Genomic DNA, 26,242 nt, shown 5'->3' with positions numbered 1-26,242 from the left:
ATTGAAAGTACTCATGAGCGAATTAGACTATCAACTCTCAGGTTGAAAATGATTACAAAGTTGAGTAAATTATAGCGTTCTACCTCACAATCTACGAGACAATCCGTCTTTACACACAAGACCGCGCCATGTCAACAGAAAAGCAAATTGACAAGTCAGTGCTTGTGGGTAGCTTGCCACCGTAAGCATCGCTCTACCACTGATTAAAAAGTGCCAATAGGAAAATCACTTACCAACAGCTAATACTAGACCTTCACGGGCTATTATGGCTTGAGGAAAAGCAGATTTAATATCGACTTGAACCTGGTCAAGAAAATCATCATGGTCATCTGGGTGATGATGAGAAATGGCTAGCTGTTTAACGCCAGCATTCAAAGCTGTATTCACCGCAGCTTGCCAGAGTAAATCAGCAGAGTCATGGTTGTGAGATGTCGGCGGAGTGTAAGTAGCATTGGCAATCAGCAAATCAGCGCCTTTAATAAACTCTAAAATCCGCTCTCGCTCCACTTGATCGGCATTCTGGTGCAAATCCGTGATGTAAGCAACATTATACTCTTGCCAAGTAACTCGGTAGCCAACTGACCGCTGAGTTTGATTAATTAATGCAGTTGTAATGGTAATATCATCCAACTTCACATCACTTTCTGGAGTCAAATTGTAAAACTGCAATTCTGATTGCATTACCTGTAAAGGGTAAGGAAAGTGTGGCTGGAGCATCTGATCGTACAGACATTGTTTGATTGAGGCTCCATTTGATGCAGCTGTGCCGTAAATATGGAAGCAATTTTCTCCAATAAATGCAGGCGCAAAAAAGGGAAACCCTTGAATTCGGTTTGATTGGCAGTTGGTAAAAAATAAATGGGCTTCTAATGGCTGTTGTAGTTCTTGCCAAGTTTTACCCAGTATCCGTAAGCCAGTACCACCATCAAAAATTAAGCGTTTTCCAGCTACCTGCATTTCTACACAAGCAGTATTACCACCATAACGATTAGTGTCGCTACTTGGGGTGGGAATCAAGCCTCTGACACCCCAGAATTGCACGAGAAATTCACCTGCTAGACTACTCGACAGGGTAGCAGACTTTTCAGGTATGTAGCTTTGGGAACCCGACAACTCAAAATTTGACATTTTTCTTGAAAATTAGACCTTACTGAGCAGGTCATCGTAGCGCCGTACTTCCAACAACCTGTTTTTTTCGTCCACAATGACTACCGTAGGAGAGTAACTTTTTACCTCTTCTGGAGTGAACTGCCCGTAAGTCATTATAATCAAGCGATCGCCAATAATGCCTAGACGTGCCGCACCCCCATTTAACTCAATGACTCCTGAATGGGCTGGAGCCGGGATCGCATAGGTAATAAAGCGCTGACCGTTGGCACTATTAACTACTTGCACCTGTTCATAAGGTAAGATACCAGCTTTTTCTAAAAGGATTTCATCAATACTGATACTACCCACGTAGTTGATATTCGCCCCTGTGAGGGTGCAGTTATGAATTTTTGCCAAAAGGAGAGTACGCTGCATTCTGGTTTGGGGTTGGTGGCAGATTTTAAAATCCGTAACAAGAGAAAGTTATCAAAGTGAAGTGAGGAGTGAACAGTGAGAAGTTAGGAGTTAGGAATAAAAATTTATAACTCTTAACTCTTAACTCCTAACTCCTAACTCCTCTATTATCCTCTATAAGCTTTGACGGATTTTTCTACTAAAGCTGCAACCTTGTCCACATCTTGCCAACCGAGAATTTCAGTCACCTTTTTTTCCAAATTTTTATAACTACGGAAAAATTCAGCAATTTCATCTAAGCGGTGTGGTGCTACGTCTTTCAGGGATCTTACTTGAGCGTAGCGCGGATCTTTGTCAGGAACACAAAGGATTTTTTCATCGCGATCGCCACCGTCAATCATCTCTAAAAAGCCAATCGGTCGCGCGGCAATCACACAGCCTGGAAAGGTTGGCTCATCAATTATGACTATACCATCGAGGGGATCGCCATCATCAGCTAAAGTATTGGGTACAAAGCCGTAGTCATAAGGATATTTTACCGAGGAATAAAGTACTCGGTCTAAAGCAAAAGCTTGTAGTTCCTTGTCATATTCATATTTATTTTTACTTCCGCCAGCAATTTCAATCAGAACGTTGATTAGACCAGGTTTCGGTTGGGCAGGAATACGAGATAAATCCACAAAAAACTCCTCTGATAACAGTGAATCATGGGGGCACTCTGTCAGCTTCGCTCCCCGTGTAGAATTTTAGGGCAATATGGCTTTCTTCCCAAGGTATTCATTTCACGGGATAGGGGAGTGGGAGAAATCAATTCAAAATTCAAAATTTAAAATGAAGGAACTTCTGCCTCCTGACTCCCAACTCCCGCCCCAACGGGGCTTGATAAACTATTCTGTTGAATTAGCCAAAAGATGGAAAAAGCGTTGCGAACTTTCCTCGCAACGCTTTTTCCAAGAGGGTATTTATGAATATCCTCCACTTTTGATTACTGATTAGAGGGATTTCGGCCTCTATTGTGTCAAGACTTATGAAATCTGGAGTTATACAATACAGATTCAGCTTATTTCTGACGAACTACATTCACATCTACAGAGGTTGTCTCAAAATCAGTGTTCTGCTTTTTGCAGCTTTCCTGCTGGGGAAAGCTACGGGGAAGCTTTATCAATCTTTACTTCCTTGTAGGTTTTGGATCAGTGGTTGCTGGTTATTTTGAACATTAGTTGAAGAATAGTGGGCGATGACAAATACGGGTAGGGTAAGAGTCAACAGAGCGATCGCAGTTCCCACAATGTCTGCCAAACGTTGGGAATATGTGTCGGCAGAATTGGCAGACTGGCTATTTGAATTCATACAAAATTGAAGTTCTTCGTAACACTGTGTAGGTCTACTCTCTGAGTGAGAGTCTTAATGCTATTGTAGCTATTTTTAAACTGTAAAATGTGTAGCATTTTACAAGCTAAACCAGTTTTACAATTGTCATAATAGCGTTTTTATACATGAAATTCTTAATACCAAGTTACAAGTCAACAAATCATGTTTTATTTTGTGATTAATGTTTTCAGATGTTTCCCTGTATGGTGTAATGGTTCGCATACGCAAAGCTAACGTTAACAGCATCATAAACTACATTTCTTCGCTGCTTAAATATTAATTAGCAAAATGTATTTGTCCGATACTTCATGATTATAACATCTCTGTAAAGGCTTTGATAAGGTCATTTTACTGGAATTCCTAATTTGTGATACAGGACACAAAACCGCAAAAATACTGATAAATCTTCAGTGTTCTCGATTCTCATACGGTAGTTATACACAACAATATTTGATGCTAGAGAAGAAATGGGCAGGAATGATTTTTGTAACCAATCGTGACTACCGAATAAATACAGATACATTAACTGTGTTGTGTAGCATAGATTAAGTGATAATACTAAACAAATATTTCAGAAATATTTCAGAATTTAAATTTTCAAATCTGCGTAATATCACAGCAATTTTGTCAATCTATATATAGGTAGAGTAAAAAAATGTTTTAGAAAGTAGTGTAGAGGGTTATCCCCAGACTTTGCTCATATTTGAACAAAATACCCAATTCCAATTTCTAGATCCTAAATCTGTATAACTTTTTCGATAAATCAAAATCTCAAACGATAATCTGCATAACAAATTAATCAGCTAAAAAAACCGCCACTAACTATCATAGGGCGGTCTGGTTAAGCAATCGGAGGGTAATTACAGATTACTCTGCTAATAAATGGAATTGCTGTAACGAAGTTTGCATTAGATTGGGCATTGGGTAAAGAGGCAGAGGGGCGGGGTGCAAGGCAATACTTTTCGGGTTTTGGGAGAAAGGGGAAGGGGTAAAGGTAAATTCAAACCCTTACCCCTTCCCCTTTAACCTTTCCCCAGATCAAAAGAGAGATTGTTGGGTTTATCCGAAAAGTATTGGGGTGCAAGGGGGGGAATGAAAAATTACCTCTTTCTCCTATGCTCCCCAATCTCCGCTCCCTCATCTTTGCCAGTCGCCAGTCCCTCATCCCCTTCCATAAATACTCATTGGTTCTTTGATAAATCGGGTGTAAAGATGCTTAAAGGTAGATTTAATGACGCGGGGCATACCAAAATCGATGGGCATTAAATTGTCTGGTAGCCGCCAATCTTCTATTTTTAATAAGTCAGGATTTAAATGGGGAAACTCTATGGTAGTAAGTTCTGGACAAACTCCTAGTCTTTGGGAAGCTGCAACTGTAGGCACTTTTTCTGGAAGAACATTGAGGATTTCTACCATTGCCCGATCTAAAGCAAATATATCTGATGCGGCTGCTAAAATGCCCAGTTGGCGAGGTTCCCCATTACTGGGGCCATTACCTTCATGACCAATAATGCCATCTAATATGGTTAAGTTAGGGTTAATTGCCCTGGCAGTTTCTACCAACATTTCACCAAATCTATCTGCATCTTTTCCAGCTTCCATGTGCCACCAAGCTTTCATTTTGCCGGGGACGCAACCAAATAAGTTTTTTACACCGAGTGTTAATGTCAATTGGGCATGAGATTTCACTTTCGGTAGGTTAATTACTACATCGGCTTCCATTGCTTCTTTAGACAGCCGCAGATGGTTAAAATTCTCACTAACGGTTTGGTAGCGCTGACCATGAAAATCGATAATGGGAAGATTGAGTTCTTCTAAAATAGGTAGATAGCCATTTGCGACTGCTACGCCCTTGGCACTGCCAAAAGCAGGACTATCGCCCAAAAATGGCTTACCGCCAACCTCAATTACCATTTGGGCAACTTCGTAAACTAGTTCGGCACGGGTGATACACTCTTTACCAGGACGCGACCCTGTAAGTAAATTAGGTTTGAGTAAAACGCGATCGCCTTTTTTCACAAATGCTGCCATTCCTCCAAAAGGTTCCAGCAGTGTAACTAAGGATTCTCGTAAAGCCTCTCGTTCGTAAGATGTAGCCCGAATTAGACTAACAGATGGTTTTTGAGTCTGCATAGATAGATGGGGGATAAGGGACTGGGGAGAAATCAATTCAAAATTCAAAATTCAAAATTGAAGAAAAGACTGAAAAAGAGGTAGCTAAAGCTTCACGTCGGCTTAGGGATGAGGGGACAGGGGAGACAAGGGGGTAAGGAGAATACCATGCCCCATGCCCAATGCCCCATAACCTATTATTCTGTTTTAAGCGGTAAGATACCACTCATTTGTTCTAGATTTAAGACTGTGGCTAAGTCTGTTTCACTCATCAATCCTCGTTCTAAAACAATCTGCCGTAAAGATTTACCAGTTTCTAAAGATTCTTTGGCCACAGCTGCGGCATTTAAATAACCGATATGGGTATTTAGTGCGGTTACTAAGGCTAAACTGCCCTCAGCATAAGCTAAACAACGTTCCTGGTTCGCAGAAATTCCCTCAATGCAACGTTCTGTAAGGACAGCGATGGTATTACCCAGAATTTCGATGCTGTGAATTAAGTTATATGCAATTAGCGGCATCATCACATTTAATTCTAATTGTCCGGCTTGTGCGGCTAAAGCGATCGCACTGTCATAACCCATCACTTGAAAACACACCATTGATGTCATCTCTGCCATGACTGGGTTATATTTCCCTGGCATAATTGAGGAACCAGGTTGCACCGGGGGAAGTTGAATTTCTTTCAAGCCTGTTTTTGGTCCCGAATCCATCAGCCGCAAATCGTGAGATATTTTGACTAAATCCTGAGCTAAGTTGCGTAACGCACCAGAAACGTTCACAAATGGGGCCATACTCTGCATCGCTGCCATGAGATGGGGCGCAGGCTCTAAAGGAGTTTCAATCAATTCTGAAAGAACTTCCACTACACGGGCGCGATATAAGGGATGAGTATTTAAACCCGTTCCGGCTGCACTACCTCCCAAACCCAGCACCATCAAATCACCAGAGGCGGTATAAATCCGGTTTTGGTGTTCTGTCAGAATTTGTGCCCAAGCGCGAAAATTTTCACCCAAACGCACGGGTACAGCGTCTTGTAAGTGGGTTCTGCCAGATTTGACGATATCTTGAAATTCAACAGCTTTGTTTTCTAAAGATGCGATCGCCTTTTCTAAAGCTGGGTGTAATGTCTTAGATAATGCCAATAATCCACCAATGCGAATTGCCGTAGGGATCACATCATTGGTAGACTGCCCATAATTAACGTGGTCATTGGGACTAACACGTTTGTAATTGCCCTTTTCTTCACCAAGAATTTCTAAGGCGCGATTTGCCAGAACTTCGTTGACATTCATGTGGTGGGATGTTCCAGCACCAGCCTGATAAACATCCACGACAAATTGATCCCGAAACTTCCCAGCTAAGATTTCATCAGTTGCTTGGACAATTGCCTGACTAATATCTTGGGGAATGCAATTTAGTTCTCCATTCACAATTGCTGTAGCTTTTTTAATTATCAAACCTGCATCTACGTAAGTAGGTAAAGGCTTGATGCCGCTAATGGGGAAGTTTTCGATTGCTCGTAGCGTTTGAATACCGTAATAAACGCTACTAGCAATTTGGCGATCGCCCATCGAATCGCGTTCGATGCGGAATTCTGTGTGTTCAGTCATAGTATTCTTTTAAAAGAGCTTCAGAAAACAGATTTTCCCACGCTTAGGGGGAAAGTGGGGAGACAAAGAGAAGTTGTAGTAAGTTTGTCCCCTCTGCCTCTTCCTGATAGCAGGGCAACTAAATTTATTTATGGAGATTATTAATTTTTAATTTTTAATTCGGAGCGAAGCGACGTGACTTTACCCAACTGGATTACTTTCTCTCGCCTTCTGGGTGTACCATTTCTGCTTTACGGTTTATATAATCCCACACCCGAAGCTAGATGGATCTGTTTGGCGATTTTTATCGTTGCTGCATTAACTGATTGGTTAGACGGCTATTTAGCGCGCAAACTCAACCAAATTAGTGAATTGGGTAAATTTCTCGATCCCTTAGTAGATAAATTTCTGGTACTTGCACCGTTGCTGGTTTTTATTGAACTAGGAAAAGTGCCGGCTTGGGGAGTGTTTTTGATTTTAGCGCGGGAATTAGCGATCGCAGGTTGGCGAGTAAATCAAACGACAATTACCGGGGCGAATATTTGGGGTAAACTCAAAACTGTTAGTCAAATAGTGGCGATCGCACTTCTGATCGCACCCCTACCTGAAGTCTGGCAAACTCCCTCTCTGATTGCCTTTTGGATTTCTGTAAGCTTGACTTTAATCTCTGGGGGTATTTATCTTTTGCCCCAAAAAGCTAGCACTGAAAAAGAATGAAACCACAATATAAGTCAATACGGTTCGGTTAAAGGGGAAAGGGTAAAGGGGAAAGGGGAATAAAAAACCTTTAACCCTTACCCTTTTCCCCAAACCCTATTCTGAGTTCAAAATGCTTATCCGAACTGTATTGCAATATAAGTTTTCGTTCAAAATTCATTAGACATCTGGTGAAAATGAATGTAGAGACGTAGCACTGCTACGTCTCTACAAGGGTTTTGGATAACGCATATTTAATTTCTGGAGATGTCTATTCTTAATTTTGGTTTCTGATTCCTGAATTCTTTTTCGAGAAAAAGCGGTAAAACTTCGGTTGTCCGAGCTTTTTCCGTAATGCTTCCATGTAAATGTAAAAAACTGGAGTCAGATAGAGAGTCAATATCTGAGAGAACAGCAACCCACCAACGATCGCAATTCCTAAAGGACGACGCGCTTCTGAACCAACTCCTGTCCCCAAAGCAATGGGGAGTGTGCCAATTAAAGCTGCCATCGTGGTCATCATAATCGGGCGGAAGCGAATCAAGCAAGCGGCATAAATGGCATCAAAGGAATTTTTACCTTCCTTTCGCTGGGCTTCAATAGCGAAGTCCACTAACATAATGCCATTTTTCTTGACAATGCCCACTAAGAGAATGATGCCGATGAAAGAATAAAGATTTAAATCAACCTGGAAAATCAGCAGCGTCAATAATGCGCCAAAACCCGCCGAAGGCAGACCAGAAAGAATGGTGATTGGGTGAATGAAATCCTCATAGAGGATACCGAGAATTAGATAGATGACTAAAATGGACACCAACAACAGCGCCCCTAAATCGTTGAAGGATTGTTGGAAGGTTTGGGCTGAACCCTGAAAACTAGGGGTAATTGTTGATGGTAGCAACTCACTGGCTGCTTGCTTGATGGCATCTGTAGCCTGACTTAGAGATGTTCCTGGGAGGGTGTCGAAAGAGATAGTTGCAGAGGGGAGTTGAGCAACGTGAGTAACCGTGAGAGGACCGACATTCTGAGTAATATTAGCGATCGCACTCAGGGGAACAAGTTTCCCAGTACTTGATTGCACATAGAGCATCGATAGGGCGCTGGGATCTCGCTGAAACTCCGGTTTCACTTCTAAGATTACATAAAATTGGTCATTTGGAGTATAGATAGTGGAAACCTGGCTGGAACCATAGGCAGCGCTGAGGGTTTGTTCAACTTGTTGGGCAGTAATCCCAAGAGTAGCAGCTTTGTTATGGTCAATTTGGACTTGAATTTGGGGAGTGCTGAGTTGTAAATCACTGTCAACATCCCGGAGTCCTGGTAGGGTTTTGACTTTCTCCAGAAGTTTAGGAACGTATTGGCGCAGGTCTTGTAAATTCAAGCTCTGCAAAGTGAACTGATAAGTAGAATTAGTTTGTTGACCACCGATAGGAATGGCTGGCGGAGAACGGAGGAATGTCTTAACCCCAACTACACGTCTTAATTTGGGGGTTAACTCTTGGATGATTTCATCAGCACTGAGTTTACGTTGATCGCGTGGTTTGAGCCGAATTGTAATTCGCCCGGAGTTGACTGAGGCATTGGGCCCACTTGCACCCACAATCGAGTCAACGGCTTCAATATTGGGGTCTTGACGAATGATATCAACAACCTTTTGCTGGTGACGCCGCATATCATCAAAAGAAATATCTTGCGCCCCTTTGGTGTTGGCCATCAGTTGTCCGGTGTCTTCTGTAGGGATAAATCCTTTGGGAACGATGACGAACAAATAGACGGTCATTACCAGCAGAATGCCAGAACCAATCAATGTCATCAGGCGGTATTTTAAGACGGGTTTGAGCGTCCAATCATATCCTTGCAATAGTAAATCAAATGCTCGTTCTGAGACTCGATACACCAGATTTGGTCTTTGCTGATGTGAACCTAGAAAACGACTGCACAACATGGGGGTGAGACTGAGAGAAACAAAACCCGAAACTAAAATTGCCACTGCGATCGTCACGGCAAATTCATGAAATAATTTACCGATGATTCCACTCATAAACATGATGGGAATAAACACCGCCACCAGCGAGAGGGTCATTGACAAAATGGTGAAGCTGATTTCCCTCGATCCCTTTAATGCCGCGTCTAGGGGAGATTCGCCCATTTCCCGATAACGGACGATATTTTCCAACACCACGATCGCATCATCCACAACAAAGCCCACGGAAAGGGTCAACGCCATTAGTGAGAGGTTATCTAAGGAGAAACCCGATAGATACATCACCGCAAAAGTGCCAATGATCGCCACAGGTAGGGCCAAACTGGGAATCAGCGTCGCCGTGATATCACGCAAGAATAAGAAAATCACCAAGACAACCAGACATACTGAGAGAACTAAGGTAAATTTCACATCATTGACAGAGGCTCGGATAGTTTGGGAGCGATCGTACATAATCCCCATCTCAATGGATTTGGGAACTTGTTCACGGAGTGTAGGTAAAAGTTCTTGGATGGCATCAACAATATTTACCGTGTTAGCACCCGGTTGCGGCTGTACAGCGAGAACAACGGAATGGCGGTTTGTGACCTTGCGATCGCTATACAAATTCGAGACTTTGACGTTTTGTTCGCTGTCAATCACGTCCCCCAAATCTTGGAGCCGCACGGGCGCGCCATTCTTGTAAGTTACAATTAGCTGGCGATAGCCGGCAGCATCGGTAAGTTGACCGTTCGCCTGAATCGTATAATTTTTGTAAATGTCAGAGAGACTGCCTGTTGGCAAGTTGACATTTCCCTGTTGAATTGCAGTTTTTACCTGATTTAGACCAATTCCCCTTGATGCCAACTCTCGCGGGTCAACCTGAACACGGACTGCATATTGCTGTTGACCAAAAACCTGTACCTGAGCAACACCATCAATCATTGAGATGGGCTGACCAACTGTTACCTCTGCGTATTCATCTACTGTCGAGATTGGCTGTGTCTCAGAATACATATAGAGGTAGATAACCGGTGACACAGATGGGTTAACTTTCCGGTAGGTAGGCGGGTGAGGCATTCCGGCGGGCAATTGTCCGGCGGCGGCTGAGATGGCTGCCTGGACATCTTTGGCGGCATCTTCCACTCTGCGGCTAAAGTCAAATTGTAGAGAAATATTGGTGCTGCCTGTGGAACTGGTGGAATTGAATGAATTGAGTCCGGCAATTTCGGTAAACTGTCTTTCTAAGGGTGCAGCGACCGAAGATGCCATTGTTTCCGGGGTGGCACCAGGGAGACTAGCAGAGACAGATATAAAAGGATATTCAACGTTGGGTAGGGCGCTGATGGGTAACAGTAGATAACTCATGAGACCGAAAATGAGGATACCCATCATTACCAGGGTGGTCATGACTGGACGACGAATGAAGAGTTCTGAAAGGTTCATGAGTTTTGTTCTCCCAGAAATGTGGTAGCGATCGCTATATTGAACATTACGATCGCCCCCCTGTAAACGAAAACACCCGCCGAAACTTAACTTGATTAAGCTTCTTCCGCCATGATTCCATATAGATATAGAACACGGGTGTTAAATACAAGGTCAATATCTGAGAAAACACCAGCCCGCCCACAACTGCAATCCCCAGAGGACGGCGGGATTCGGAACCAGCCCCAAATCCGATCGCAATCGGCAAGGTTCCCATTAATGCTGCCATCGTCGTCATCATAATCGGACGAAAGCGCACCAAACAGGCTTGATAAATGGCCTCAGACGGTTTTTTTAATTCTTCTCGCTGGGCTTCAATGGCAAAATCCACCATCATGATGCCGTTTTTCTTGACGATGCCCACTAAGAGAATAATGCCGATGAAGGAGTAAACATTCAGTTCGACATGGAATATTATCAGCGTTAACAATGCCCCAAAACCTGCTGACGGCAAACCAGAAAGAATCGTAATTGGGTGAATGAAATCCTCATAGAGAACACCCAAAATCAGATAAATTACGAGGATGGCGATCGCTAACAATAAACCCAAACTCGGTAGTGAACTTTGAAATACCTGGCTTGCGCCCTGAAAGCTGGTGCTAATGCTCTTAGGAATTACCTGATTAATCACTTTTTCAATCTCTTCGTTGGCATTTCCCAAGGACACACCAGGAGCGAGGTTAAAGGAAATAGTAGCGGCGTTCATCCGACCGTTATGATTGACCATTAACGGGCTGACTCCCTGAGACAGTTTGGCAAATGTCTTCAGAGGTACTGCCACTCCTGTACTGGAGTTAATGTACAATGCCAACAAAGCATTGATATCTTGCTGAAACTGGGGTGCTAATTCCAAAATCACCTGATACTCATTAGTCGCTGCATAGATGGTTGATACTTGGTAAGAACCGTAGGCACTTCTGAGGGTATTTTCGATTTGCTCGGCAGTAATACCATAAGTTGACGCTTTATCGCGGTCAATGTCAATTTGAATCTGGGAAGCAAATTGTAAATCGCTGTTGACATCCTGAAGTTCTGTCATCTCCTTCATCTTGACCACAAGTTGCGGAACATATTCCTGCAAGGGTTTGACATCAGAACTCTGGAGCGCAACTTGATAAAGTCCTGTACTTTGTTGAGCGCCAATGGGTATCGCTGGCGGATTTTGTAAGAATACTTGGATGCCGGGAACAGTGGCGAGTTTAGTTCGCAAATTTTGCACGATTTCGTCAGCCCCAAGTTGGCGTTGCGATCGCGGTTTTAATCGAATAAACAAACTCCCAGAATTGGCTGCAACTGCTGCCCCACCGCCACTAGCACTGGCTCCCGCGCCGATATTGGAGTTGACTGCATCCACATTTGGATCTTGGCGGATCAGGTTAGCAACTGTCTGCTGATGCTGAACAAGATTATCAAAGGATGCATCTTCTGCTGCTTGGGTAATACCTGTAATTTGTCCGGTATCTTCGCTTGGAATAAAGCCTTTGGGAACTATCATCAACAGCCCAACAGTCACCGCCAAGAGAAAGACAGATAAAATCATCGTGGTGCGATGATATTTTAAGACTTTTTTCAGACTCCAATCGTACAAACCGAGGAAGCGATCGAAGACATATTCCGAAGCTTGATATAACCGACTTTGATTAGCATGATTTACAGGACGCAGAAAACGGCTGCACAACATGGGAGTCAAAGTCAAAGACACAAAACCAGAGACGAGAATTGCCACTGCGATCGTCACAGCAAATTCATGAAATAATCGTCCCAGGACTTCACTCATGAATAACATGGGGATGAAGACTGCAACTAAGGAAAGGGTCATCGATAAGATGGTAAAACCAATTTCTCTCGACCCATTCAACGCCGCTTCTAGGGGACGTTCCCCCATTTCGATATGACGGACGATATTTTCTAGCATAACGATCGCATCATCCACGACAAAGCCAACCGAAAGGGTCAATGCCATCAGTGACAGGTTATCTAGTGAATAGTGCAGCAAATACATCACTGCAAAAGTACCAATTAGCGAAACAGGTAACGCCAAACTGGGAATCACCGTCGCCGAGAGGTTCCGCAAAAAGATGAAAATTACTAAGATAACTAGAGCGATCGTCAAAATCAACGTAAATCTGACATCATCTACTGAATCTCGAATTGATTGAGACGCATCATAGAGAATCCCAATTTCCACGGATGCCGGAATCTGTTCTCGCAAATTCGGGAGCAATTTCTTAATCGTATCTACGACTTCTACCGTATTGGTTCCGGGCTGTCTTTGAATGGTGAGAATAATGGCGCGAGTATTGTTGTACCAGCTTGCTACCTTGTCATTTTCTACACTGTCAACAATCCTACCCAGTTGATTGAGATAGATGGGCATTCCATCTTTATAAGACACAATTAACTGACGATAAGCAGCCGCATCCTCAAGTTGACCGTTAGTTTGAACTGTAAAATTCTTGTGATTTCCTGAAAGACTGCCGGTAGGCAAATTGACGTTACCTTGTTGAATCGCCGTCGCCACCTGATCTAGCCCAATTTGCCGCGTAGCCAATTGTTGCGGATCGAGTTGAATTCGAGCCGCATACTTTTGCGAACCGTAGACAGCTACCTGTGCCACCCCATTGATTGTAGATAGCTTTTGTGCCAGATAAGTCTCGGCATAATTGTCTACCTGGGAAAGGGGCAGTGTGGGAGAGTCTAGATAAAGATAGAGAATCGGTTGATCGGCGGGATTAACTTTACTGTAGGTGGGAGGATTAGGTAAATCGTTAGCAATTTGTCCCGATGCTCCCGATATCGCGGCTTGCACATCCTGCGCCGCATCATCAATGTTCCGACTCAAGTTAAATTGCAGGGTAATTTGAGTCTGTCCCAGAGTGCTAGTTGAATTAAGCGAATCGAGTCCCGCAATACTAGAAAATTGCTTCTCTAAAGGACGGGCAACCGATGCTGCCATCGTTTCCGGGCTGGCTCCCGGTCGGGAAGCACTTACCTGAATTGTGGGATAATCCACACTTGGTAAATCGCTGATTGGCAGCAGGCGATAACTCATAAAACCGAAGATCAAAATCGCCGTCATCACCAAAGTCGTCATGATCGGGCGGCGAATAAATGGTTCTGAAAGGTTCATGAATCACCTCCGCCTGACTTCGAGGATTCTCCCCCCTGCTGCCTGCCTCCTGCCCCCCTTCCTCTTCTCGAAGAATTTCCACCTGCGTTTGAGTCATTGCCGGCTGTTTTGACGCGGATTTTGCTACCCGAAACCAGATTCGCTTGACCATCGATGACAATTTTATCGCCTGGTTGCGGCCCTTTCTGAATCACATCTAGCCCCTGAATCGTGCTGCTAACTGTAACTGGCACATTTTCTACTGTCATATCTGGCTTAACTACAAACACAAACTGCCCATCGGGGCCATTCTGTACGGCTTGGGAAGGAACAACCGTTGCATTCGGTTCTTCGGTCAGCGTTAGGGTGGCATTGACAAATTGACCGGGAAACAAATGTCCCTGAGTGTTTTCAAAGTCGCCAATCAGTTGAATTGTCCCCGTAGTGTTATCGACCGTATTATTGACAAATGTCAAAGTACCTGGTATAGAACGAGATGGATTATCCGGGAACGTCACATCTACCTTCAGCTTGCCATTCTGCATATACTTTTGTACCTGCGGTAGATTTGTTTCAGGAATGGAAAAAGCAACTTGAATCGGGCGAATTTGGGTGATATTTACCAATGGAGTCGTGCTGTTGGCTTGCACCACATTCCCCTGAGTCACCAGAATATTGCCAGCAAGACCATCAATCGGCGCATAAATTTTGGCGTAAGATAATTGCACTTTGGTATTGTCTAATGCTCCTTGGTCGGAAGTGACAACGGCTTGAGCATTAGCGATCGCAGCTCGATCGCCTTGGACAACTGCACCAGCATTAGTCAGCGCTACTCGATCGCTTTTCAAAACTGCTTCAGCATTAGCGATCGCTTCTCGATCTGCCTGAAGGGTTGCTGTAGCCGATTTACTATTAGAAACGTATTGCTGTGCTTGATCTAAACTAATCGCGCCCTTCTTATACAATGCACCATAGCGATCGCTCTGTCCCTGAGCAAATTCTGCTTGCGCTTGATCCTTGGCTAAATTCGCTTGTGCTTGTCGGACTAAGGCTTGGTCTTTGACTAAAGTGGCTCTAGCTTGGTCTACCTGACCCAAATCTCTGGTTAATGTATCTCTAGCTTGTTGTACCGAGGCTAAGTCTTTCGCCACAGTACCTTGAGCTTGCTGGATTGCGGCAGCTTGCGATCGGTCATCTAGGGTAAATAAAAGTTGTCCCTTTTTCACCTCTTGACCTTTCTTGAAATAAACTCCGATAATCCGTCCGCTAGCTTGGGGTGTAATTGCTACCGTAGACCCTGATTGCACATTACCGATCGCCTGCAATTGCACCGGAACCGTTTTTTGTGTCACCATTGCCACAGTTACAGGTGTTACTTGCTGCTTATTACGACCAGATTTTCCAGTTTTGTCTGACTTCGCTGCACCTGTATGGATACCAAATAAACCCAGTCCAGCCAGTAATATCACCCCTAAAATTACCCAAGTAATCTTTTTCTTTTTTGGCGATCGTGGTAGCTTTGATTCCACACTATTTTCAGTCAAATTCTCGTTACTATTTTCAGTTAAACTCTCGTTAGAAATTTCATGGTTCATCAGAACCTCCAGTGGATTTTAGTTTGATTACCCCGCCTATGAGGTAATGGAATATTCTGAATTCTGTTTTATGAAAAAAGTAAAGGTTCAAAACCGTACTTCTCTACGAGACGCTACGCGAACGTCTGAAATTTCTTGAATTTTGAATTGTTAATTCCCTTTCATACTACTTACTTAGCTGCCGATTTAGAAGGTTAAGAGCTTGTTTTTCTATCTGTCTGACTCGTTCTCGGCTAATACCCATACGTTGAGCAATCTGTTCTAGAGAAAGTCCATTTCCGTCTATCAATCCAAAGTGCAAAGTTAATATTTCTTGTTGCTGCTGAGGCAGATTTGACAATAAACTTTCGACATCCTGATTAATGTATTCTCCAGTGGTATAAGCATTATCAGAATATCTGTAATCTTCTATTAAATCTTGTAATTGTATATCTCTATCCGATCCAACTCGAATATCGAGAGAGATAGTTTGGCGAGACAAAATTAGAAACTCTCGAATCTGACTAGGCTTTAAAGAAAGTGCATTAGCAATTTCTATACTAGTGGGAATGCGACCTAGCTTTTGAGATAATTCTCGCTGAACTCGCTTAATTTTATTTAACTTTTCATTGATGTGAATGGGTAATCTAATCGCTCGTCCTTGCTGGGCGATCGCTCTGGTAATTCCTTGACGAATCCACCAGTAAACGTAGGTTGAAAATCTGTATCCTAAAGCCGGATTAAATTTTTCAACCCCTCTCTCCAAACCTAAAGTACCTTCTTGAATTAAGTCCATAAGCTCTAAGTTGCGTCTCTGATATTGCTTGGCAATTGACACCACAAGCCGGAGATTAGACGCGATCATTTTCTGCTTGGCTTTTTTCCCTTGATTTAGCTGCTGAAGTAGTTCTTGTTCACTTAACTGCATCTGGTTAGCCCATTCTGCCAGTGTGGGTGTACGCTTTAATTCAACAGTAAGTTTTTCTGATTCAGCAAGTATTTTTATCATCTGCTGAACTTGTTTGGCAAAAGAAATTTCTTGCTCGTGGGTTAATAGAGGTATCCGACCAATTTCTTTAAGATAACTACGTACTGTATCAGTTGTAGATTGAGATGCTTTACCTGTGTTACTAAATTTGGTCTGTGTGAATGTTAAGTTACTCATGGTAAATTGGCTTCTGCCTATTAATTAGGGTATTTTTTATTCGCAAAAAAGCGCAAATAGTGACTCGAAGAGCCATAGAGGCTTTTATAAAAAAACCAGGTGTCAAGTACTAACTCTAAAAGAGCAATCAATACCCAAATTGCTAAAGAAACAATTACAGGTAGGCTGAGATCAGGAAACTTCCTTTGCAAATCGATAATGCCAAATAACAGCAAAAAAAGGAGCGAAACTCCCAGGAGAAAAGACAACTTTACAATCGCCAGAATGAAACGACTCATCTCTAAAATGCGATTATAAAGCCGAGAAAATCTCTCTAGGATTTCTTCCATGTTATTGATGACAAGTGAAATTTGTTGTTGGTGTAGATGGGTAGCTAAGGAAAATTCTTGCTGCACCCGCATCAATTCATGTTCATTCTTGAAATTGTCTAAAAGCTTGTCCCAAGGTAATACTTGAGATGTAGTTGCCCAAATTGGAAAATCCTTTAAATGCAAGGGAACTAAATAGTTAATCAGAGCTATCAAAGTTTCATCAAAATTACTAAGTTCGGGAGGAAGAGACTGAGTTAGACGAATGAGTTGGTCAATCTGAATCTGAAGTGTATAGTAGTCTTCATATCTCCTTTGAGCAATCAACTGACTAGTAAAAGTGAGGAAAACAATTAACACTCCCAATAAAGCGGCTAGGGATTGGGATACAGCAGAAAAAAATTCAATCGCTACCTGTTTCGGTACTGTCAGCCAGGGGGCATTTTCCCGCATAGAAAAAACTAGAGTGGCAACAAATATAACCCCAATGATTGCTAGCTGATGGTGGGTAACAGTAGTTATGATTGTCCGCACTAAAGGATTGTTACTGAGTTTAACCAAGATTTGCAGACCTGGCACTGGTTCACAAATTTCAAGTCGTTGGGCTTTGCGGGTTGACATGATGGAAAGATACGGTTCCTGACTTGTTCACGACAGTGTTTATTAAGGAAGGCAGGAGGCAGGGGGCAGGGGGCAGGGAGCTGCGGAGGCAGGGCAGGAAAGAGAGTTATTATTAAGCAATTTCTCTTCCCCTGCTCGCCTCAACAGATAACTTTGTTAACCGAACCGTATTGTCTTGCCTCCTTCATTTCCCACTCTGTAAACTCATACGATCGGCCCCAGACTGAATCAATTTGCTCAGGTCAGCAACGGCGCTAGCATACTGAGGATCGGCTAATGTCCCCAAGGTTTGCTTTTGTAGTAATGCTTTCTGTTGTGCCTCGGTTAACTCCACAGTAATATCTGGTTCAATGCCGACATGATTGATATCTCGACCTTTTGGTGTGTAGTATTTAGCGATGGTTAGTTTCAGCCCCGAACCATCTTCCAGTGGTTCTACGGCTTGAACTAAACCTTTACCGAAGGTGCGAGTCCCGACTAATCTGGCGCGATGATCGTCTTGCAACGCTCCTGACAGAATTTCGCTGGCGCTAGCAGATCCCTTATCGACCAGTATTACTAAGGGTTTGTTGGTGAGAGGATGTCCTGAAGCATTGTAGCTATCTTTAACTTGGTCTCGATTGACCAAAGATACGATCGCTCCTTGCTTCAACCACATACTGGCAATTTGCAAACTTGCATCCAGCAGTCCACCTGGATCGGAACGCAGATCCAAAACGTAGCCCTGTACCTGTTGTTGTTCTAATGCTTCAATTGCTCGATGCATCTCTGCGGGGGCAGTTTCGGTAAACTCTGGTAAACGAATGTAACCAATCTTGCCTGCTGGCGTTGTTTGTGTGTTGTAAGTGACAGGATAGATGGCAATATTTGCACGGGTAAGGTTGAAAGTTTGCGATTGGCTACCCCGTTGAATTGTGAGTACTACCTTAGTTCCCACCGGGCCGAGAATTCGCTTCACGGCATCCTCAATTTTCATCCCCTGAGTTATTTGACCGTTAATCTGGACAATTACATCGTCTGGTAAAATGCCTGCTTTAAAAGCAGGCGTTCCGGCAATGGGGGCGATAACGGTTAAAGCTTTAGTTTTTTCATTCTGTGCCAGTTCCAACCCCACACCACTGAGGTTGCCAGAAAGGTCGTTATTTAGTGCTTTAAATTCCTGGGGGTCGAAAAACTCGGTGTAGCGATCGCCTAATTTTGCCACCATTTCTTGAATCGCCCCATAAGCCTGTTGATTAGAACTATAGGAACGGCCAAGATACTGCTGTCGAATTGCTTTCCAATCTTGATGGTTAAAGCTGACATCAACATAATTTTTATCTAGGATTTGCCACACTTCATCTACGAGCTTTTGAGGGCTAGGTTCGGCTTTACCGAAAGCTTTGGAAGCGTAGAGACTAGTTCCTAAAAGCATTATTGCTATAACAGCTAGCTCTATCTTGACGAGAAATTTTTGTTTAAACATACTTTAAATCTTGAAGAAGAATACAGAATTCAGAATTCAGAATGCAATCAATGAAGGGTTGAATATCCTCAGTTGCAGATGATAATAACTTGAATTCGGAATTCGGTTTTACTCAAACTATTAGGAATTATCTTCAGATTTACCTTTGCGGTGGGGATAAGCAGTCTTAAAAATATCCTGAATTTTAGTCTTTTGATCGGCCGTTAGATTTAGGCTAAACACTGCTTTACGCATTTTTTCACCTTGTTGCAATTTTCCTGACAATTCCTTTACCTGATCTGGGGTCAGAACTGCTTCGATTTGTTTGCGAATTTCTTCGCGCTTTTGAGCGCGTTCTGGCGTATTTGATGCTGGAGAGTTTGTCGTAGAAGTATCAGATACCTTTGTGCCAGAGTCATCCCCTTGGGACACATCTGGAGATTTAGAATTGCTGCAACCTGTCATTCCCCCAATGAGGATAGTCGCAAGTAGCATGGTTGGTAAAATTATCTGTTTTTTAATCATTTACTTCTCTTGTTTTGATTGTGTGTAATACCATTGTTATGAGTAAATTTCAGCTTCTAACTATTTAGAAGATGTTTGAAAATTTGCTGATTTACTCACACCAGCTAATCTTAAAAGCTGTGATGGGTTTGCACATGAGCTAGAATTCCTAACCTGACCAGTAAAAAAGTACTCAAGTGATTGTGACTTTTTTCCTAATTTAGAAATAATTAATCAGTCGGAACGGTTCTACCAATACCAGAGATAGATTCGTTATATAGAAGAGTAATGGGTATTGAGGAATGGGTACTGGGGATTGGGGAGTAGGGAGCGGGGTGCGGGGTGCAAGGGGGAAGAGAAATTGCTTAATAATAACAATAACTTTCTTTCCTCCCCTGCCTCCCCTGCCCCCCTGCTTTCCCCTCCCTACTCCCCAATCCCTAGTCGCCAATACCCAGTCCCCAGTTCAATATTTCCCTCTAAAATTGTGAAAATACCTATGGTTTTATCACAAAGACCATTAAGTTGGAATAGTTCTATGGTTAGCTTGACCTACCCATCGTTTCGTTTATTACTTTACCTAGAGTGGCTGTTATTGGCTACGGCAGCGTTCATGGAAATTCTGTTGCCGTTTGAGTTGTCTTGGTCGTTGCTGCTACGAGTTACGGCGATCGCCACTTTCAGCTTAATGGGCTTGAGACTACCAATGGTGAAGCTGGAAACAAAATTACTTTATACAGCCCTGGAATTATTTTTAATTTGGCTGCCAGCGACTCAACATAGCTTATCTCCTCGCTCAGTTTTGCTGCTGTGTCTGGTACTGGTAATGCGGAGTTGTCTGATATTTAAGCGATCGGGACAGTTGGTTGTCTTGGGTTTATCTCTGCTCTCTCATGGAACACTGCTTTTATTAAGACCCATTGTACCTGAGAATTTTATGCGAGATAAGCTGATCGCTATGTCTTGGGATTGGCGATTAAGTAATATATTATTGTTTAGCTTAACGTTAGTATTCGCTTTATTGTTAATAAATGCCCTGCTTGCAGAGCGCCAAAGTCGAGAGCAGTTAGAAATTGCCCATCAGCAATTAGAGATTATCAATCAACAACTGTGCCAGTATGCACTAAGAATTGAAGATCAGGCAACCTTGCAAGAACGCAATCGCATTGCCCGCGAAATTCACGATGGGTTAGGACATACTCTCGCTGCCCAAACCATTCAAATAAATAATACTCTGTTGTTCTGGCAATCAAATAATGATAAAGCATTGACATTTCTCAAACAGGCGAAAGAATTGGGGGCTGAGGCACTGCTAGAGATCCGGCGATCGCTTTCTGTTTTACGTTCAAATCCTTTGCAAGGGCAATCTCTCAAATCAGCCATTGAAAAGCTGCTGACAGATTTTCAGCAAACTACAGGTATTGAACCTTCCTGTAAATTTGATCTACCGCACACTTTACCAACAGAAGTAAACACTGCCCTTTATCGTATTGTGCAAGAATCGCTGACAAATATTTGCAAACATGCTCAGGCGACAAGTGTCACCGTTAAACTTCTAGCTCACGCGGGGATGATTCATCTGTCAATCGAAGATAATGGAAAAGGGTTTAACCCCACTCAAAACACAACCGGGTTTGGATTGCAAGGAATGCGAGAACGGTCGGTTGCACTAGGCGGCCAGTTAAATCTCCACAGTCAACTAGGAACAGGTTGCTGTATTTCTGTTTCTTTGCCACTATCAAAGCTTTTGTTAAGTAGGTCGGCAGAATAAAACCAAACTATGTTAACAAAAATGAACAAGGTTGAAACCCTCCTGCCTGATCCCAAGACAAATAGTAACTCCGATGATTCAGATTTTATTAGTTGACGATCAGCATCTTATTCGCCAGGGACTTAAGAGTATGCTTGAGTCGAATGCAGAGATGCAGGTAATTGGTGAGGCGGAGAATGGACAACGGGCACTCGAACAGATTGCCGCGCTGCAACCCGATATTGTGCTAATGGATATCCGAATGCCCGTAATGGATGGAGTCGCGACCACAAAAGCGATCGCTCAACAATATCCCAACATTAAGGTTCTCGTCCTCACGACCTTCGATGATGATGAGTATGTTTTTCAGGCAATGCGGTTGGGTGCAAAGGGCTATTTGCTCAAGGACACCGAACCAGATGAATTAATGTTGGCAATTAGATCAGTCTACAAGGGACAAACTCTACTGGGGCCAGGATTATTTGAGAAAGCACTCACGCCGATTGCTGCTCCTGTCTCGTCTGTGCAACCCCCTCCAGAATTGGCGCAACTCACAGCCAGAGAATTAGATGTATTACGGTTAATTGCTTGTGGAGCCAATAACCGTGAAATTGCTGAATCGCTGTTTCTTTCAGAAAATACTGTTAAGAATTATGTTACCAATATTCTGAGTCGGTTGAGTTTACGCGATCGCACTCAAGCCGCTTTGTTTGCCCATTCGTTGTTTGGTGGACTTAAATAAATAATTAAGAATCAGAAAATCGCCGGGAATCCCACCCCTACAATATATGTCCGGGATAGCTGGCGGTGTATGCTGGGATAAGAGCGATCGCATAATTTGACTAGCTCTCTATAATTAGCTGATAGTACTTTTATACGTAAGCTGGGGACTGGGGACTGGGGAAGAAGCAAGGGAGCAGGGAGCAAGGGAGAAGAATTTTCCCCTCCGCCCCCCGCACCCCGCCCCTCTGCCTCTTTTCAATGCCCAATCCCCAATATTTGAGGATATTTAATGTGTCTACCCGTAAATTATCTTGGTTATCGAAACTCATCATCATTACATTGGTTACTGGTACTAGTAGTTTGGGTATCAGTTTGCTTTTAACTACCAGCGGATTTGAGCATCTATTGGGAATTGTAAAGCCAAAAAGCGAGAGTGCTAAAGCAAGTCAGAACAAGTTGATGAGTGCATCCGCACAACAGAATATCAGTCCAGCTACAGACCAGATGAATGAAATTCCCAAGCCTTTTCAGGGAACAATCGTTTATCAAGGGAAACTAAAAGCAAATGAGAAAGTCATCGCCTTAACCTTTGATGATGGTCCAGGCCCCAAAAATACGGCACAGATTTTAGAAATTTTGAAGAAAAATGATATCAAAGCCACATTCTTCATGATTGGGGAAATGGTGAAATATTTTCCCCAAGTTGCCAAGCAAGTCGCTGCTGATGGTCACGTAATTGGTAATCATACATGGCATCATTGGTATCGCCGTATGGACGTAGCTACTGCGGCTAGTGAAATTGATCGTACAGCAGAGATCATCTACAAGACCACCGGAGAGAAAACTACTCTATTTCGTCCCCCTGGCGGCTTTCTGAATAATGGATTAGTCGAATATGCCAAAAATGAGAAGTACGCTGTCATGATGTGGTCAGAAGAGTCGGGAGATGCCGAACGTCGTTCGCCTCAAGTGCCAATGCTAATCAAAAATGTGCTGAAATATGCAAAGCCAGGTGCAATTGTACTGATGCACGATGGCGGTGGCAACCGTTCTAAATCTGTCAAAGCTTTGCCAGAAATGATCGCAGGTTTAAAGGCCCAAGGTTATAGATTTGTAACGATTCCTCAATTACTGGAAATGCAAGCCCAAGAACAACATTTGGCGGAAGTAGCTTCACCTATAGTTACAAAGGATGAACATCCAAACAATTAGCTTAATCATCAGCGATAGTCTAAGGGTAGCTACACATATAATTTTGCCAACACTAGGTAAATTAGTCAACGAAAATCTGGGGTGTTAAACCTGGGCGTTGAGAGAATTGCCTGGCGATTTTTTATTGTAAATTAAAGGGTTTAAATCCCCGTCTGAAATGTTTTTAATTTTTAATTTTTAATTTTTAATTGTTAACATGGATGCTTGAGTTCTACCAACAACTAGCAAAAACCTTAAAAAACAGTGCTGTAGTTTTAGCCACTGTCACCAGCACCAAAGGTTCCACACCCAGAGAAGTAGGCGCGAAAATGTTTATTGACGCCGATGGTAAAACCTTTGGAACAATTGGCGGTGGTGCTGGAGAAGCAAGAGTTTATCAGCAAGCTTTACAAGTACTACAAACAGGTAAAAAACAATTTGTAGAAATTGATTTATCTGGTGCGCCGCAACGAGAAACTCAAGGCGTTTGTGGTGGCACAATGCAGGTATTATTAGAGCTATGGTCAGGTAGTGAAAGCTTAAACTTAGTTAATCAAATTATAGATAGTTTAACATCTGGGCGTTCTGGAACCAGGATCACGCCCTTTAATACAGATGAAAAACCCTATTTAATATTAGAAACACAAGTAATTCCATCTCTACATACTACAGCATTAGTAGAACCTTTGCTACCACCACCAACACTTTTAATTATTGGTGCAGGACATATTGCTGTTTCTCTAGCGCAGGTTGGAAAAATAGCAGGTTTTCAAGTTATTGTACAAGACGATCGCTCAGACTTTGCCACAAAAGAAAGATTTCCTGGAGCCTCGCTGCTGCTAGCACAACCCATCACTTCAATTCAAGAAATATTAAATAAAAATACTAATTTATATGTCGCTTTAGTTACTAGAGGTTATCTGCAAGATTTAGAAGCTTTACGCCTGTTATGCAAATATCAAACAAAATATATGGGCATGATTGGCAGCAATAAACGGGTCAGTACTGTGTACAAAATATTGCAAAATGAAGGTTGCAATCCAGAGTTTTTTCATCAAATATATGCACCAATTGGTTTAGATATTGGCGCTTTAACACCAGAAGAAATTGCAGTTAGTATCTGTGCTGAGTTAATCAAAGTTCGCCGTAGTGGTACATCGCCTTGAACTTGACTTGTTGAGATGGTAATTTTTTGATTACTAACTTTCCAAAAATTATCGCCTATGGAGAGTTGGTATCAATATTTGGTATACTAAATCAATCCGCTAAAAAGCTAAAAATCCTGTTGGGAGAAAGAGTTAATAATGCGGATGTTAATTAATTTTTTATGATTTATCATAAACTCAACTCCAAAGTGCGATCGCAATGACTGATAAAGAACTCAAACATCTAATTGAGAGTAACGCTAAAACAGTCCAAGCTATGTTAGATGAAATGGTGGAAGCACGTCAGGAACGCCAAGAACTCCGAGAAGGAATGCTCCAAATTCAGAATGCAGTAGCACAATTAGCGAACATCCAAGAGAGAATCACCAATTTACTAATTTCTCTTGATGGCGATCGCCCCACAATTCTCAAAAAACTCTCAGCGCTGGAAAATAAGCTGGATCGGTTATTGCAGCAAAATCCAACGGATGATTTAGATTAAATACTTATATTAATCCCTAGATGCACTGAAACAACATTTATTTTCCTTAAACAGTCGATAATGTAAATAAATGTAAAAAATCCTCAGGCAGGAAAGAAGCATCTATGCGTGTAATTTTAATGACCGGTAAAGGCGGCGTGGGCAAAACTTCCGTGGCTGCTGCAACTGGACTCCGTTGTGCGGAACTAGGCTATCAGACGTTGGTTTTAAGTACAGATCCCGCCCACTCCCTCGCCGACAGTTTTGACATGGAACTGGGACACGCACCCCAAAAAATTCGCCCAAATCTCTGGGGTGCTGAACTGGATGCGCTGCAAGAACTGGAGGGAAACTGGGGTGCTGTGAAACGTTATATTACCCAAGTTTTACAGGCAAGGGGTTTAGATGGCGTACAGGCAGAGGAATTGGCAATTTTACCAGGCATGGATGAGATTTTTGGCTTGGTAAGGATGAAACGCCATTACGATGAAGGCGAGTTTGATGTCTTAATTATCGACTCAGCCCCCACCGGCACAGCACTGCGCTTGCTGAGTTTACCTGAAGTCGGTGGCTGGTATATGCGCCGTTTTTACAAACCATTTCAAAACATCTCGGTGGCACTTCGGCCCTTGGTTGAACCTTTGTTTAGACCAATTGCTGGTTTTTCGCTACCTGATAAAGAAGTAATGGATGCACCTTATGAGTTTTATGAACAAATTGAAGCTCTGGAAAAAGTATTAACAGATAATACTCAAACCTCAGTGCGTCTAGTAACAAATCCTGAAAAAATGGTGATTAAAGAGTCTCTCCGTGCCCATGCTTATCTGAGTTTGTATAATGTTGCAACAGATTTAGTTGTGGCTAATCGGATTATTCCCCGCGAAGTCCAAGATCCATTTTTCCAACGTTGGAAGGAAAGTCAGGAGCAATATCGCCGAGAAATTCATGATGATTTTCACCCTCTGCCTGTGAAAGAAGTTCCCCTATTTTCTGAGGAAATGTGTGGATTGGCTTCATTAGAACGCCTGAAAGAAACTCTTTATAAAGATGAAGATCCAACTCAGGTTTATTACAAAGAAACAACTCTTAGAGTAGTGCAAGAGGAAAACCAATACAGCTTAGAACTTTACTTACCTGGTATTCCTAAAGACCAAGTTCAACTCAGTAAAACTGGAGACGAATTAAACATTACTATTGGCAACCATCGTCGTAACTTAGTTTTGCCACAAGCCTTAGCAGCACTACAACCAGCCGGGGCAAAGATGGAAAATGATTATCTAAAAATCCGCTTTGCTGACAACACAAAAGTTTAATTTTGTTGGACGTTACTCTGTCAACAGAAAGTTAAAACTAAAAAGCAAAAACTTTCTCTTATAGCTAGTACAGACGCAACTTTTTTAGCGTCTGTTTTTATGATTTTTTGGTGAAATTTGATAAAAGGCAAAAAAATATTTTTATTAATGATTTGACCGTAGTTTTACTGAAGACAAATTGATGAAATAAAT

At 42.6% G+C, this 26,242-nt stretch carries 20 protein-coding genes; 7 read left to right on the top strand and 13 right to left on the bottom strand.

What is annotated here, in order from left to right; genetic code table 11:
• Positions 1–225 precede the first annotated feature (225 nt).
• The 6 genes from FD723_RS24675 to FD723_RS24650 form a co-directional block, all read right to left on the bottom strand.
• Positions 226–1,128 (bottom strand): MBL fold metallo-hydrolase, encoded by a 903-nt coding sequence (locus tag FD723_RS24675; RefSeq protein WP_179067724.1) that lies wholly within the window; start codon positions 1,126–1,128, stop codon positions 226–228.
• A gap of 12 nt (positions 1,129–1,140) precedes the next feature.
• Positions 1,141–1,524, bottom strand: a complete 384-nt coding sequence (gene panD, locus FD723_RS24670) for an aspartate 1-decarboxylase (RefSeq protein WP_179067723.1) — start codon at positions 1,522–1,524, stop codon at positions 1,141–1,143.
• Positions 1,525–1,670: 146 nt separating this feature from the next.
• Positions 1,671–2,183: an inorganic diphosphatase gene (locus FD723_RS24665; protein ID WP_179067722.1), complete on the bottom strand. Its 513-nt coding sequence runs from the start codon at positions 2,181–2,183 to the stop codon at positions 1,671–1,673.
• Positions 2,184–2,664: 481 nt separating this feature from the next.
• Positions 2,665–2,853 (bottom strand): hypothetical protein, encoded by a 189-nt coding sequence (locus tag FD723_RS24660; protein WP_179067721.1) that lies wholly within the window; start codon positions 2,851–2,853, stop codon positions 2,665–2,667.
• A gap of 1,182 nt (positions 2,854–4,035) precedes the next feature.
• Entirely contained in the window at positions 4,036–5,007 is a 972-nt protein-coding gene (locus FD723_RS24655; protein ID WP_179067720.1) for a DUF362 domain-containing protein, read from the bottom strand.
• 176 nt (positions 5,008–5,183) lie between these two features.
• Positions 5,184–6,599, bottom strand: coding sequence for an aspartate ammonia-lyase (locus tag FD723_RS24650; RefSeq protein WP_179067719.1), 1,416 nt, complete (start codon positions 6,597–6,599; stop codon positions 5,184–5,186).
• Positions 6,600–6,773: 174 nt separating this feature from the next.
• On the opposite strand from FD723_RS24650, the gene pgsA reads away from it, so the two are divergent.
• Complete coding sequence (gene pgsA, locus FD723_RS24645; RefSeq protein ID WP_179067718.1) at positions 6,774–7,295, top strand: CDP-diacylglycerol--glycerol-3-phosphate 3-phosphatidyltransferase; 522 nt, start codon at positions 6,774–6,776, stop codon at positions 7,293–7,295.
• Between the two features lie 256 nt (positions 7,296–7,551).
• On the opposite strand, the gene FD723_RS24640 is transcribed toward pgsA, so the two are convergent.
• From FD723_RS24640 to FD723_RS24610, 7 genes are all read right to left on the bottom strand, one after another.
• Complete coding sequence (locus tag FD723_RS24640; RefSeq protein ID WP_179067717.1) at positions 7,552–10,683, bottom strand: efflux RND transporter permease subunit; 3,132 nt, start codon at positions 10,681–10,683, stop codon at positions 7,552–7,554.
• 46 nt (positions 10,684–10,729) lie between these two features.
• The gene (locus tag FD723_RS24635; protein WP_179067716.1) at positions 10,730–13,852 is read right to left on the bottom strand and encodes an efflux RND transporter permease subunit; all 3,123 of its coding nucleotides are present in this window, start codon (positions 13,850–13,852) and stop codon (positions 10,730–10,732) included.
• Complete coding sequence (locus tag FD723_RS24630) at positions 13,849–15,426, bottom strand: efflux RND transporter periplasmic adaptor subunit (RefSeq protein ID WP_179067715.1); 1,578 nt, start codon at positions 15,424–15,426, stop codon at positions 13,849–13,851. Before FD723_RS24630 ends, FD723_RS24635 begins: the two co-directional genes overlap by 4 nt.
• 166 nt (positions 15,427–15,592) lie before the next feature.
• Complete coding sequence (locus FD723_RS24625) at positions 15,593–16,570, bottom strand: RNA polymerase sigma factor, RpoD/SigA family (protein ID WP_179067714.1); 978 nt, start codon at positions 16,568–16,570, stop codon at positions 15,593–15,595.
• A 20-nt stretch (positions 16,571–16,590) separates the two neighbouring features.
• A complete protein-coding gene (locus FD723_RS24620; protein WP_179067713.1) occupies positions 16,591–17,499 on the bottom strand; it encodes a hypothetical protein in 909 nt (302 codons plus the stop codon).
• A 184-nt stretch (positions 17,500–17,683) separates the two neighbouring features.
• Positions 17,684–18,964 carry a S41 family peptidase gene (locus FD723_RS24615; RefSeq protein WP_179067712.1) on the bottom strand — a complete coding sequence of 427 codons (1,281 nt, stop codon included), beginning with the start codon at positions 18,962–18,964 and terminating at the stop codon, positions 17,684–17,686.
• A gap of 120 nt (positions 18,965–19,084) precedes the next feature.
• Entirely contained in the window at positions 19,085–19,468 is a 384-nt protein-coding gene (locus FD723_RS24610) for a hypothetical protein (protein WP_179067711.1), read from the bottom strand.
• 478 nt (positions 19,469–19,946) lie between these two features.
• Between FD723_RS24610 and FD723_RS24605 the strand changes: the two genes are divergently transcribed.
• From FD723_RS24605 to FD723_RS24580, 6 genes are all read left to right on the top strand, one after another.
• A complete protein-coding gene (locus tag FD723_RS24605; RefSeq protein WP_179067710.1) occupies positions 19,947–21,218 on the top strand; it encodes a sensor histidine kinase in 1,272 nt (423 codons plus the stop codon).
• 73 nt (positions 21,219–21,291) lie between these two features.
• Positions 21,292–21,939, top strand: coding sequence for a response regulator transcription factor (locus FD723_RS24600; RefSeq protein ID WP_179067709.1), 648 nt, complete (start codon positions 21,292–21,294; stop codon positions 21,937–21,939).
• 272 nt (positions 21,940–22,211) lie between these two features.
• Complete coding sequence (locus FD723_RS24595; RefSeq protein ID WP_256874915.1) at positions 22,212–23,132, top strand: polysaccharide deacetylase family protein; 921 nt, start codon at positions 22,212–22,214, stop codon at positions 23,130–23,132.
• Positions 23,133–23,332: 200 nt separating this feature from the next.
• Positions 23,333–24,277 carry an XdhC family protein gene (locus tag FD723_RS24590; protein ID WP_179067707.1) on the top strand — a complete coding sequence of 315 codons (945 nt, stop codon included), beginning with the start codon at positions 23,333–23,335 and terminating at the stop codon, positions 24,275–24,277.
• A gap of 199 nt (positions 24,278–24,476) precedes the next feature.
• A complete protein-coding gene (locus FD723_RS24585; protein WP_179067706.1) occupies positions 24,477–24,758 on the top strand; it encodes a hypothetical protein in 282 nt (93 codons plus the stop codon).
• A 104-nt stretch (positions 24,759–24,862) separates the two neighbouring features.
• Complete coding sequence (locus FD723_RS24580; protein WP_179067705.1) at positions 24,863–26,050, top strand: TRC40/GET3/ArsA family transport-energizing ATPase; 1,188 nt, start codon at positions 24,863–24,865, stop codon at positions 26,048–26,050.
• Positions 26,051–26,242: the final 192 nt, after the last annotated feature.

Origin of the sequence: Nostoc sp. C052 (assembly GCF_013393905.1) — a bacterium.
Classification (GTDB): domain Bacteria; phylum Cyanobacteriota; class Cyanobacteriia; order Cyanobacteriales; family Nostocaceae; genus Nostoc.
This window is presented reverse-complemented; position numbering and strand designations above follow the sequence as displayed.